The 12,042-nt window shown below is 37.0% G+C and carries 12 protein-coding genes, 1 tRNA gene and 1 other RNA gene; 6 read left to right on the plus strand and 8 right to left on the minus strand.

Annotated features, from left to right (window positions below; translation table 11 throughout):
• Positions 1-2: 2 nt before the first annotated feature.
• The gene (locus HIPMA_RS06855; protein ID WP_013682317.1) at positions 3-785 is read right to left on the minus strand and encodes a tetratricopeptide repeat protein; all 783 of its coding nucleotides are present in this window, start codon (positions 783-785) and stop codon (positions 3-5) included.
• A gap of 136 nt (positions 786-921) precedes the next feature.
• Here HIPMA_RS06855 and HIPMA_RS06860 point away from each other — a divergent pair, with 136 nt between their 5' ends.
• Positions 922-1,797 (plus strand): HDOD domain-containing protein, encoded by an 876-nt coding sequence (locus HIPMA_RS06860; RefSeq protein WP_013682318.1) that lies wholly within the window; start codon positions 922-924, stop codon positions 1,795-1,797.
• 3 nt (positions 1,798-1,800) lie between these two features.
• Positions 1,801-2,622, plus strand: a complete 822-nt coding sequence (locus HIPMA_RS06865) for a CheR family methyltransferase (protein ID WP_013682319.1) — start codon at positions 1,801-1,803, stop codon at positions 2,620-2,622.
• Positions 2,623-2,629: 7 nt separating this feature from the next.
• On the opposite strand, the gene rnpB is transcribed toward HIPMA_RS06865, so the two are convergent.
• The 7 genes from rnpB to HIPMA_RS06900 all read right to left on the minus strand — a co-directional run bounded on the left by rnpB (position 2,630) and on the right by HIPMA_RS06900 (position 8,553).
• An RNA gene (gene rnpB / locus HIPMA_RS09330) (RNase P RNA component class A) lies at positions 2,630-3,090 on the minus strand.
• 41 nt (positions 3,091-3,131) lie between these two features.
• Positions 3,132-3,398: a hypothetical protein gene (locus HIPMA_RS06875; RefSeq protein ID WP_013682320.1), complete on the minus strand. Its 267-nt coding sequence runs from the start codon at positions 3,396-3,398 to the stop codon at positions 3,132-3,134.
• 66 nt (positions 3,399-3,464) lie between these two features.
• The gene (locus HIPMA_RS06880) at positions 3,465-4,136 is read right to left on the minus strand and encodes an LOG family protein (RefSeq protein ID WP_013682321.1); all 672 of its coding nucleotides are present in this window, start codon (positions 4,134-4,136) and stop codon (positions 3,465-3,467) included.
• A gap of 2 nt (positions 4,137-4,138) precedes the next feature.
• Positions 4,139-4,939, minus strand: coding sequence for a universal stress protein (locus HIPMA_RS06885; protein WP_013682322.1), 801 nt, complete (start codon positions 4,937-4,939; stop codon positions 4,139-4,141).
• A complete protein-coding gene (ftsH, locus tag HIPMA_RS06890; protein ID WP_013682323.1) occupies positions 4,929-6,767 on the minus strand; it encodes an ATP-dependent zinc metalloprotease FtsH in 1,839 nt (612 codons plus the stop codon). The genes HIPMA_RS06885 and ftsH overlap by 11 nt, the downstream gene beginning before the upstream one ends.
• Before the next feature lie 9 nt (positions 6,768-6,776).
• Complete coding sequence (locus tag HIPMA_RS06895; RefSeq protein WP_013682324.1) at positions 6,777-7,895, minus strand: outer membrane protein assembly factor BamB family protein; 1,119 nt, start codon at positions 7,893-7,895, stop codon at positions 6,777-6,779.
• The gene (locus tag HIPMA_RS06900) at positions 7,879-8,553 is read right to left on the minus strand and encodes a histidinol phosphate phosphatase domain-containing protein (RefSeq protein WP_013682325.1); all 675 of its coding nucleotides are present in this window, start codon (positions 8,551-8,553) and stop codon (positions 7,879-7,881) included. The genes HIPMA_RS06895 and HIPMA_RS06900 overlap by 17 nt, the downstream gene beginning before the upstream one ends.
• A 106-nt stretch (positions 8,554-8,659) precedes the next feature.
• Here HIPMA_RS06900 and HIPMA_RS06905 point away from each other — a divergent pair, with 106 nt between their 5' ends.
• The 4 genes from HIPMA_RS06905 (at position 8,660) to HIPMA_RS06915 (ending at position 12,032) form a co-directional block, all read left to right on the plus strand.
• Entirely contained in the window at positions 8,660-10,213 is a 1,554-nt protein-coding gene (locus tag HIPMA_RS06905; RefSeq protein ID WP_013682326.1) for a 30S ribosomal protein S1, read from the plus strand.
• A 12-nt stretch (positions 10,214-10,225) separates the two neighbouring features.
• Positions 10,226-11,062: a signal peptide peptidase SppA gene (sppA, locus tag HIPMA_RS06910; RefSeq protein ID WP_013682327.1), complete on the plus strand. Its 837-nt coding sequence runs from the start codon at positions 10,226-10,228 to the stop codon at positions 11,060-11,062.
• A complete protein-coding gene (locus tag HIPMA_RS09435; RefSeq protein ID WP_013682328.1) occupies positions 11,059-11,964 on the plus strand; it encodes a hypothetical protein in 906 nt (301 codons plus the stop codon). Before sppA ends, HIPMA_RS09435 begins: the two co-directional genes overlap by 4 nt.
• Positions 11,955-12,032, plus strand: a tRNA-Pro gene (locus tag HIPMA_RS06915). Before HIPMA_RS09435 ends, HIPMA_RS06915 begins: the two co-directional genes overlap by 10 nt.
• Positions 12,033-12,042 lie beyond the last annotated feature (10 nt).

Genomic DNA, 12,042 nt, shown 5'->3' on the forward strand with positions numbered 1-12,042 from the left:
GTTTACTGTCTAAATTTATAACTCTCTTTATCTATCAGCTGAACCAGGCTTAAAGCCAAATCCTTATTAAGATTTTTAAGCCTTTCATACTCATTTAGAGCTTTTTCTTTCTCGTTAAGCATAACCCATATAATACCCAAATTGTAATGGGCCGAAGGATTGTAAGGGTTTATTCTTATAGATTGCTCAAAGTATTTAACTGCCTCATCGTAACTACCCAATTCACCATAAACTATACCCAGATTTAAATAGACATCTGACATATTAGGATCTATCTGCAAGGCTTGCTTATATGCTTCAGTAGCTTTTATGTACTCATCTTTTGCCATGTATGCATTGCCCATATTGGCATAAGCCTCGGCAAAATCAGGCTCCATGCCTATAGCCATATCGTAAAATTCTATGGCTCTATCATTCTCGCCTAACTCATAATAAGCATTGCCTATATTTAGATAGATACTAGCATCTGGTTCATCAAGCCTAATTATTATTTCGTTTAAAGCTTCTATTTCATCTTCAAAAAAACCAAACTTATGATAAATCATGGCAAGTGTATTGTAAGCCTCTAAGTTATTGGGGTTTATTTCTATGGCCTTGTTGCAATAATCCTCAGCATCGTCAAAGTTATCCAACTGGGCATAACAATACCCTATCTCTATATAGGCATCTTCAAAGGAAGGATTCTCTTTTACAGCATTTAGAAAATAAACTATAGCCTTTTCGCATTCTCCTTGTTCAACTAAAAGCTCACCTTTATGAAAAAGCACATCATAAAGTTCCTTCATAAATGAAAGTTTATCAAATTTATCTGAGTTTTTAAACAAATTTAACAAAAATAAAGCATTTTTAACTGTCTCGTTTTTGCACGGGCAAGCTCAACAAAAAACTTGACTAATTTTTTTTCATAGATAGACTTTTAATATGAATAAAATTGAGGAACTTTATAATAATTTAGGTAAGATTGAAGACTTACCGGCCTTCCCGGCTATAGCATTCGAGGTTATAAAGCTGACAAGAGACCCGGATACTACATCGAGAAATTTAGAAGATGTAATCAAGAAGGACCCTAACCTTGTAAGCCAAATATTGAAGATGGCAAATTCATCTCTTTATGGCTTGTCAAGGGAAATTACATCACTAAATCATGCTATCAACCTTCTGGGTTTTGTCCAGGTGGAAAACATAGTAATGATTTCAGTAATTCTGTCCAGTGTCAGAAAACTGCCTCTACATAAAAAATTCAACAGGGATAAGTTTTTGGAGCACTCATTCGGTTGTGGTGTAACGGCAAAAATAATAAGCAACATATTAAACTTAAACTTCTCCTCCGCTGAGTTCAGTGGTGGCGTTATACACGATATTGGTAAAGTTTTACTTGATTTGTATGCGCCAGAATGCTTAGACCTAATTTTAGAAAACGCATACAATAAAGGCATATCTTTTATAGAATCTGAGATGGAGCTCTACGGCGTTAACCACTCTATGCTCGGCGCTAAGTTGTTATCCATTTGGGGTTTGCCCGAAGAAATAATAGATATAGCAGAAAACCACCACAGCCCACTAAATGCACACAACAAGCTTTTGGTGTCAGCCGTTCATGTGGCTGACCTTCTTACATACTCTGAGGGTATTGGTTTTGGTGGAAACTATGCAAAATTTACACTGGAAGAAGACGATGGATGGCAATTCCTCATACAAGAGGCAAACCTTAAGGAAGAGTTTGACCTTGCTTATTTCACTTTTAAGCTGTACGAGGAGATAGATAACGCAAAACAACTTTACTTTGAGGAGTCATAAAAAGTGTCGGAAAAAATGAACCCCAAAACTTTTGAAGAAATTAGAGACTTTATATATAAAAAATCGGGTATATTTTTTGAGAAATCCAAGGAATACCTTTTGACAAACAGACTAAACAAGAGGCTAAAGGAATTAGGTTTAAATACGTTTGAGGAATATCTGCAATATCTAAAATCACCGAAGGGCTCGCAGGAATTAGCACCCCTATTCGATGCCATAACGATAAACGAGACATACTTCTTTCGCCACATAAGACAGATAGAAGCTTTTAGAGATGTAATAGTTCCTGAGTTGCTTAAGAAAAAACGCTCAATAAACGTCTGGAGTGCGGCATGCTCAACCGGCGAGGAACCTTACACTTTAGTTATAGCTCTAATGGAAAAATATGGACAAAACATACCTGCAAGGATACTGGCGAGTGACATATCAAATGAGGTTCTTCAAAAGGCCAAAGACGGCATTTATGGAGAGTATTCGGTAAAGGAGCTATCGGCGGATCTAAAGAAGAAATACTTTGATAACGCCGGTTTTGGCAAATACAAGATAAAAGATTTTGTAAAAAGAAAGGTCGTTTTTAAGAATATAAACCTCATGGATCCAACATTGGGAAGAAAGGTCGGCAAGATGGATGTGATATTTTGCCGCAATGTTTTGATTTACTTCGATGCCAAATCCCGCCAGCAGGTAATAAACATATTTTACAACGATATATTGAATCCAGGTGGTTATCTATTTTTAGGGGCCACAGAATCTATATCCCGCCTTAACACCAGCTTCAAACTTTGCCATTTTAAGATGGCAATAGCATATCAAAAACCGGAATAAAAATAAAAAGCGGAGTGAGCCTATAAGCCGGGTTTTGTCCACCTGCCTTCACAGGTTGGATGGCCATTTATCTATGCGACCTACCCGAGAACCCTCAAATACAAAGATTTGATGGGCAGGGTCACCCCGTTAGGTTCTCCTATTTGGTCTTGCTCCGAGGTGGGGTTTGCCGTGCCAGTGAATATTACTACCCACTGCGGTGGTCTCTTACACCACCGTTTCAGCCTTACCCTGCACCCATCTTTTTATTTCTGCTAAAATTTATAAAGCAGATATCTAATAAACAATCCTTTTCTCTTTTGAAAAGAATTGTATTAGAAAAAAGATAGGTGCAGGGCGGTTTCTTCTCTGTGACACTTTCCTTTGGGTTACCCCAACCACCCTTTCGAGTGGCACCTTGACCCTGATGGAGCCCGGACTTTCCTCCAAGCCAATACTTATTGGCTCGGCGGCCATCCAGCTCACTCCGCTCTCATTAATTTAATAAAATAACAAGCTTTTTCAAGTAACTACCAGCTCCATCCCTCTTTCAAAAGCTGTCTCATAACGGGAAAAACCTTATCATATGTTCCCTCAAAATAACCCTTAACTATACCTTTTTCACTAACATCAAAATTTATACCCAAATCCTCAAGATGCCTTCTTAGTTGCTCTTCTTCCTCTTCATTCAAATCATCGGCATAGACATCCAGGTAGCATCTACCTTCCATCGCCCATTTAGCAGCGTTATAGAAACCCATTAACCTTCTATGCTCATTTCCGTGACCGTGGGACATCTTACAACCTCCAACTAAACTTTTTTATTTGCCCAATCATAATACTTTAGGATTTTCTTGTCAAATTTAGCCTAAAGTGTCTATATATCGGGTTTTATCTATAACGTACGAGACAGCCTCTTCCACGCTATCGGTTATCTTAAACAGGCTCAAGTCCGTTTTTGATATATATCCCCTATCAGCTAAAAAACTAACAAGATCGACAACCTTATTCCAAAACTCGCTACCGAACAGTACAACAGGGAATCTGCCTATCTTATCCGTTTGTATCAGAACCAAACTCTCAAAAAGCTCATCCATAGTACCATACCCACCTGGCATAACAACAAAAGAAACCGCGTACTTCATAAATGTAACCTTGCGCGTGAAAAAATATCTAAAATCAAGAGGGATATTTACATACGGATTAAGCATCTGTTCATGAGGGAGTTCTATATTCAAACCTACAGAAACACCGCCAATATCATGAGCACCCTTATTGGCGGCTTCCATAATGCCAGGACCTCCACCGGTAATTATAGCATAACCTTCTTGGGCAAACCGTCTCGCTATTTCATATGCCTTTTTATAGTAAAAGTCATCCTCTTTGACCCTTGCGCTGCCAAAGACAGCAACAGCTAAACCTATATCATCAAGCTCTTCAAAAGCATCGGTAAAATCCGATAAGACCTTGAAAAGCCGCCACAGATCTTTATTCTTATTTCTATTTTCTAAAAACTCTTTTTGTATATCCTTCATGCCTATCTAACCACTAAAAACGCATTATCTTCATCTTTTCTTAACAGAGCCTCAGTTGTACTTCCTAAAACCATCTCGAGCAACTTCGACTTTGCATAAGCCCCAATACAAACAAGAGGTCTTTCTCTTTGGTTTATAAATTCCTCTAAACTATCAGCAACAGTATCACCCTCTACAACCTCCACACCATCTATCTGTGGGGTTGGTGCCTTTCCTTTTACATAAACACAACTCAACTTAACCCCAAAGAGTTTTGAGAGCTCCTTTGCCATACTATACGCCCTCATGGAGGGCTCTCTGGAGTCTACACAAGCTATAATCTCTTTGAATGTGTAAAAATGCTTAGGGGCAACAAAAAGAGGCTTTTCTATTCTTCTTATAACTGTTTCTGCAACGATACCCAAAATACCCCTTTCATATTGCTCATTAACACCTTTTTTCCCCATAAAAATTAAATCATGATCTTTTGCAAAATCTACTATTACATTAGGAACAACACCAAAATCCATCGCCTTTTTAAAGTCTATACCATACTCTTTTGCTATACCTTCAAATGCGCTTAATATATTCTCACCCTTTTGCCTCAAAACATCCCTAACTTTGGATGAAAAATCGATAAACGGTTCAAGCCCTAAAGCACCGCTTATATCATACATAAAAGGACCTTCAAGTTGTACAATATCAATAACATGCAAGCCCGTCAGTTTTGATTTCAATATTTTTGCAAAATAAGAGGAAAACCTCATTACACTAACGCCGTAATCACTTGAATCAACACATGCTAATATATTTTCAATCTTCATTCTCATCCTCCATTATATCTTTTAATTCTTCTTCGTTTATTACCTCTTTTTTCAACAACTCTGAGGCGAGTTTTTCAAGCTTATCCCTGCGAGATATAAGCATCGCTTTTGCCTTAGCATAACACTCACCCATCATTTTCGAAACCTCTTCATCAACCAATTCCTTTGTCTTTTCGCTGACTTTATTTTCTTGAGTTACTATACCTTCGCTTGTTAGGAATTTACCACCTGAACGCTCTTCTATAACAACAAGCCCAACTTTTTCATCCATGCCAAATTGGGTAACAAGAGCCCTTACGATATCCGTTGCCCTTGTTAAGTCATTCTGCGCACCTGTGGATATACTCCCAAAGACTATCTCCTCGGCCGCTCTACCGCCAAGAAGTGTTATAACCTTATCCAACATTTCCTCTTTGGTTAAAAGATATTTATCATCAACAGGCAACTGCTGTGTATAACCCAGTGCAGAAAGACCTCTGGGTATAATTGATATCTTATGGACAGGGTCTGCGCCGGGTAATAAATAGGCACAGATGGCATGGCCAGATTCATGGTATGCAACACGTTTCTTTTCATCCTCAGAGATTACCTTATTTTTCTTCTTTAGGCCCGCAATTTGTCTCTCTATAGCTTCTTCAAAATGTTCCATATATACCGCATCTTTGTTCTCACGCGCCGCCAACAGTGCAGCCTCGTTAACTATATTAGCAATATCAGCACCAACAAGTCCAGGCGTCATTTGGGCAAGCTTTTTAATATCAACATCTGGGCTTATTTTTATTTTTTTAATATGAACCTTGAATATCGCCTCCCTACCCCTTACATCGGGCTTATCTACAATTATCTGCCTATCAAACCTCCCGGGTCTTAGAAGGGCAGGATCCAAAACCTCAGGTCTGTTAGTGGCAGCCATAATTATAACACCTTTAGATGAATCAAAACCGTCCATCTCGGCAAGCAATTGATTAAGGGTTTGTTCTCTTTCATCGTTACTTGTTAAAGAATTAAGAGCTCTACTTTTTCCTATGGCATCTATTTCATCTATAAATACAATACATGGTGATAGCTTTTTGGCTTCGTTAAATAAATCCCTAACTCTGCTTGCACCAACACCAACAAACATTTCTATAAACTCAGACCCACTTATACTTATAAACGGAACTCCAGCTTCACCCGCAGTAGCTTTTGCAAATAGCGTCTTTCCGACACCGGGCACGCCAACTAATAAAACGCCTTTGGGGGCTCTGCCGCCGAGTCTTTGGTACTTTTGAGGGTCCCTTAAGTATTCAACAATTTCCTGAATCTCCTGTTTTGCCTCATCAGCTCCGGCAACATCAGAGAACTTAACATCAGGTTTTTCGTTTAGGTAAACCTTAAACCGGCCCTTTCCAAAGCCAAACAATCCACCACTTGTGCCCCTCATTTTCTTCGTCATTAGCCACCATATAAAAAATAGAAAACCAAAGGGCAAGATCCAGCCAAAGATAAGGTTGGTTAACCATGTATTTGTTACTTTACCGGAAAAATCAACACCATGGGTTTCTAAATCTTTAACCAGGTTAGGGTCATTAACAACAACAGTGATAAACCTTTTCTTCTTTCCATCTTTATCTATATAAATGCCTTTTATGTATTTTTCCGAGATAGCACAGCTCTTAACCTTATTTTTGCCTACAAGTTCTTTAAATTGCGAGTACGATATTTCAACACTCTGTTGTCCTGAGTAATATTGATACATATAAAACATAAAAAAAGCGATTAGAATATAAATGATAAGGAATTTTGAAAAGTTATTAAAACCCTTGAGCTGCTGTTTATCGTTATCCATAAGAATTATCTACTTAGAAAAAATAGAATAGATTTCGCCATCTCGTGAAACAACAAACAGCCTATCACAGCAGTAAAGCATGCCACTACTAAACTCATCACCTAAATCCTTTATATCCAAAACCTTGCCATTTAAGTAATCTAAAGCTATAAGCTTACCTTGTTGTGTTAAAGCAAAAACAACCCTACCTATAACCTTTAAACTATAAATATTACCCTCGTCGGTGAGCTTTGTCTTCCATATCGTCTCACCGCCGCTTTTATCTAAGCAATACAGGTTACCTTCCTCATCGGCTAAATAAAGACCAAATATACTCTGCTGTATATTTGAATATGTGGAAATCTTTCTTTTCCAAACAATAGACCCATCTTCACGGCTTACAGCCTCTGTATAACCATTGGTAGTTGTTATATAAATTTTACCCCCTGAAGATACAGGGGTTGTATCGCTATCTATAAACATGTTGCCTTCCCCAACCTGGGCTTCCCAAATTTGATCACCTTTATAAGAGATTTTATCCACACTACCATCATCAAAACCTACATACAATCCATCATCACCAAACAAAATACCCGAGAAACCTCTAATATCAAGCATATTGAACTCACCATGTGTATATTTCCATACAGTGCTTAAATCATTATCGCTCAAGCAGTAGACTGTATCATTCTCAACAGTCACATACACTTTATCTGATTTTGTATATATCCTGCCAACTACAGGAAAATCAAATTGCCTCTTAGCTAAAACCTTGCCTGTCTTTAAATCAACTTTATATAGCCCACCCTTATTCGTACCAACAAACAGATAGCTACCCTCTACACCCAAAGCAACCTCTACAGGTTCATCTTCAAATTCAACAACAAGTCTCTTTGTTTCTTTCTTTGGGTCTATTTCATAAACTTCACCATCCAAATTTCCTATATAAAGAAAACCGTCATGACTTGTTAAATAAGCTTTATACCCCACATTATCTACATCAGCCACACTTTCGTAATCAATTGGGGGTGCAAGAGACTGACTTAGTTGCTTATGTTCCTCAACCTTCAAAACAAACTTATTGGAGCTTGAACACGAAGATAAAGCAAACGCAATTAATACTAAAATAAAACTAACTATTTTTCTCATTATATCTCCTTTTTAGTAGTTTTTCCAACATCTCCTCGCTGTTCAAAAACGCTTCAGAGACTTCATCATCATTCATGCCGCACCCTTTAAGAACAACACCTGCAAACTCTTTGGTTATCAAATTGTGGGGTGAGTGGGTGTCCGTATTAAGCATATACTTAGCCCCTGCTGACCTGGCCATCCTAAAAACATGCCCATTTGTAAAACTATGACCACTTCGGGCGCTAATTTCCAAATAAACGCCTTTTTCAGCCGCAAGTTCTGCCTCTTTTAAATTTATAAGCCCGGGATGGGCAAGTATGTCACAGCCTGCTTCTATAGCAGCCAAATTTGTACCCTTAGCTACAGGCTCAACAGGACTTTCGCCGTGTACAACCACCACCTGGGCAGACAACTCTTTTGCTTTTAGAACAGCATCTTTTATTAATTCGGGAGGAACATGAGTTATTTCAACACCGTAAAACACATACAATCCAAAGTATTTTTCAAGGCCTGCTACAGCCTTTTTCACATTTTCAATAACAAATTCCATATTAGAGAAATCGACATGGTCAGTAAATGCTATGGCACGGTATCCTATATCTTTAGCCCTTCTTGCAAGCTCTGAAGGTATAAGCTCTCCATCGCTGAACAACGTATGCGTATGCAAATCAATCATAGCAAAATTTTAAGTTTTACTAACAAAGGTGTCAAGCTTATTTATTGACACAAACTTAAGCTATAGTTATAATGCTTAAAAATTGGAAAAGAAGGGGGTTGGTATTATGTCAAACGCGGAAAAGGATACACAAATCACACCTAATTATGATGATGTATTTAAAAATTTTGGAAGTGGAGACATAGTAAAAGGAAAGGTAATAGATGTAAGAGGAGATGATGTCTTCGTTGATATAGGTTACAAATCAGAGGGCATAATAAAAGCCAGGGAATTTATGGATGATGATGGCAACTTAAACGTTAAAGTAGGAGATGAAATCGAGGCTGTCTTTTTCAATAGAACAGATCCGGATGGTTTTGAAATATTATCAAAGGCTGCAGCAGACAGAATCAAAGGATGGAATAAGGTAAAACAGGCTTATAAAGAAGGAAAAACCATCAAAGGCAAGATTAACAGTGTAGTAAATGGTGGATTTACTGTAAAAATAGATGGATTTTTAGCATTTTTGCCTGGTTCTCAAGTGGAGTTAAAACCTATAAAGAACTATCCTTCATATGTTGGTAAAGAATTTGAGTTTAAAGTTGTAAATATAAACGAAAGTAAGAGAAACGCCGTTCTTTCCAGAAAAGTACTACTTGAAGAAGAAGAAAGACAAAGGCAACAGGAATTGTGGGAAAAGATAAAAGAAGGTGCTATTTTAAAGGGCAGGGTAAAGAATATAACAGATTATGGCGTATTTGTGGATTTAGGTGGGGTTGACGGTCTTGTTCATATTACGGATATGTCATACAGCAGGGTATCCCATCCATCTGAGCTTGTAAATTTAGATGATGAGGTTGAGGTAAAGATAATAAAGATAGAGGAAAATGAGGGCAAAAAAAAGATATATCTGGGCATGAAACAGTTATCCGAAGACCCCTGGAAAAACATAGAAGAAAAGTTTAGCGTGGGTAATATGGTAAAAGGTAAAATAGTAAACATAGTTGACTATGGTTTATTTGTAGAGATAGATAAGGGCATAGAAGGGCTTGTACACAAAAGCGAGATAAGTTATGACAAATACCCACCAAAGTTTGAAGAAACCTATAAGATTGGTGATGAGGTTGATGTAAAGATAACAAATATAGACAAAGAGAACAGACGTATGTCACTTTCAATAAAACAAACAAAGCCATATCCATGGGATAACATAGAGGAAAATTACAAGCCGGGCGACATAGTTGAGGGTGTAGTAACAGGTATAAAGGATTTTGGTATTTTTGTAAAGCTACAAGAGGGTGTTGAGGGTTTAATCCATGAAAACGACCTATCATGGGACAAAGAAGACAAACCGCAAATAAATCTTAAAGATACTATAAAGGCCAAGGTTTTGAATATAGACAAAGAAAAAGAAAGAATAGCCTTAGGGCTTAAACAACTTACCAAAGATCCTTGGGAAGATATAGACAAAAAATACAGTGTGGGCGACGAAATCGAGGCAAGGGTAGTTAGCGTAAAACCGTTTGGGGCTTTTGTTAAAATAGAAAAAGGGGTAGAAAGTTTAGTTCCAAAGAGTGAATTCAATAACATTCAACCTCAAATTGATGAAACGGTAAAGATAAGAATTATAAGAATAGACAAAGACAAAAAAAGATTGATATCAAGCTTTATAAACGAATAGCATAAAAATTTGATGATAAAAAAGGCTACTTTAGCCGTTGTTTTATTAACCATAATTGTATTTATAGTAAGTATGGTTTATTTTGCTTTCAATGTACCGAATGTGGCTGTTTTATCTATAAACGGCGTCATAAACCAAAAGAAGACAGATAACTGGATCAGGGCATTAAATAAGATAAAAAGAGAATCTAATATAAAAGCAGTATTATTGAAAATAGATTCACCTGGCGGGGAAGCTGTATCAAGTCAACGTTTATATTTTGCCATCAAAGACTTATCAAAAACAAAACCTGTTGTTTGCCTTATAGAAACAATAGGTGCAAGTGGAGCCTACTATGCAGCATCAGCATCAAATAAAATTGTATCCTATCCCGCATCTATAATAGGCAGTATAGGCGTATTATTCGAGACACTGAACGTTGCCAAACTATCAAAACGCTTAGGGGTTAAGGCTTTTGTTGTAAAAAGCGGAAAGTTGAAAGATGCTGGTAACCCATTCAGAGAGCCCACAAAAGAAGACGAAGAGATGATAAACAATGTGGTTAATGACATATACAATCAATTTTTAGACGATGTAGCAAGAGGGCGCAATATGGAATCACAAAAGCTAAAAAGATACGCAAATGGCAGTATATTTAGCGGTAGACTAGCCCTAAAAATAGGCCTTGTAGACTCAACAGGTGGCCTTAAAGATGCAAAGAAATACATAAAAAGATTGACCAAAATAAAAAAAATAAAACTCTACAGTTTCAACAGAAAACCCAGTACAGCAGGAAAACTGCTCAAAGGGTTAGCAGAAAATATAATTGAATTATTAGAAAGACCTTCTGTAAAAGCCATATACCAATGATAAGGCTAAACTTAATAAAAAACCAACTACCTATAGAGATAGATTTACCAAAATCCATAAAAAACAGACAGAAAGCATTTATTGCAGCTGTAGGATTAAGCATACTTATTCTTTTGGCCCCTGCGGCATATTATATCTTTAAATTAATCAAAACTACAAATAAACAACCAGAAAAAGTAACTCTAAAAGTGGAAAAACCAGGAAAAAAAGAAGCTAAAACAAAGCCACCGATATCGCTACAGCAAAAAAAATCAAAACCTAAAAAAGAAGTTCAAACCAAAAAAGCAGTAAACTTCAAACCACTTAAAGGCGCTCTATTTAAGATTGAGATAGCCTTAGAGGATATACCCAAAAACTCATTCTCTAATCAAACAACCACAGCCCTACCACCGCTACCTCCAAGTCTAAAACCATTACCCCCCAAACAAAAAATTGACAACAAAACAAAACAAAACAAAAGTCAGATATACGAGGTAAAAATAAAAACACCATACAAGACCAAATTACAAAATTTACTCAACAAATTAGGAATACATTACACCACAAAAAGCTTTAAAAAAAACTCAAAAACAATTTACGATGTCTATATAGGAGGACTATACAGCTACCCAGATGTTTTGAAGTTTGCAAAAATTTTAAAAAGTAAAGGGTATAGGGTATATTCAATTACCAACCTAAACCTTTTATTTTATGTATGCGTAGATAAAAAAGTAAATAAAAAGAAAGCTGTAGCATATCAGCAAGCCTGGGCAAAAACCAGCTTCAAATTGATTTTAAAAAAAAGAACAACTCAGAAAACCTATTATGAATTTAGTTTTGCAACAGAAGATAAAAATATTATTAAAACCTTGAAAAAAAACGGCTTTTGGCCTATAATCAGGCAAATAAAAAACGGGGCGTAGCGCAGCCTGGATAGCGCACTTGAATGGGGTTCAAGTGGTCGGAGGTTCAAATCCTCTCGCCCCGACCATTTTTAATCC

Origin of the sequence: Hippea maritima DSM 10411 (assembly GCF_000194135.1) — a bacterium.
GTDB lineage: Bacteria > Campylobacterota_A > Desulfurellia > Desulfurellales > Hippeaceae > Hippea > Hippea maritima.

Coding starts and splice junctions, on each gene's coding strand:
- HIPMA_RS06885 (WP_013682322.1), bottom strand. CDS start 4,939: ATGAAGATTGAAAATATATTAGCATGTGTTGATTCAAGTGATTACGGC.
- HIPMA_RS06875 (WP_013682320.1), bottom strand. CDS start 3,398: ATGTCCCACGGTCACGGAAATGAGCATAGAAGGTTAATGGGTTTCTAT.
- ftsH (WP_013682323.1), bottom strand. CDS start 6,767: ATGGATAACGATAAACAGCAGCTCAAGGGTTTTAATAACTTTTCAAAA.
- HIPMA_RS06855 (WP_013682317.1), bottom strand. CDS start 785: ATGAAGGAACTTTATGATGTGCTTTTTCATAAAGGTGAGCTTTTAGTT.
- HIPMA_RS06905 (WP_013682326.1), top strand. CDS start 8,660: ATGTCAAACGCGGAAAAGGATACACAAATCACACCTAATTATGATGAT.
- sppA (WP_013682327.1), top strand. CDS start 10,226: ATGATAAAAAAGGCTACTTTAGCCGTTGTTTTATTAACCATAATTGTA.
- HIPMA_RS09435 (WP_013682328.1), top strand. CDS start 11,059: ATGATAAGGCTAAACTTAATAAAAAACCAACTACCTATAGAGATAGAT.
- HIPMA_RS06880 (WP_013682321.1), bottom strand. CDS start 4,136: ATGAAGGATATACAAAAAGAGTTTTTAGAAAATAGAAATAAGAATAAA.
- HIPMA_RS06900 (WP_013682325.1), bottom strand. CDS start 8,553: ATGATTGATTTGCATACGCATACGTTGTTCAGCGATGGAGAGCTTATA.
- HIPMA_RS06895 (WP_013682324.1), bottom strand. CDS start 7,895: ATGAGAAAAATAGTTAGTTTTATTTTAGTATTAATTGCGTTTGCTTTA.
- HIPMA_RS06860 (WP_013682318.1), top strand. CDS start 922: ATGAATAAAATTGAGGAACTTTATAATAATTTAGGTAAGATTGAAGAC.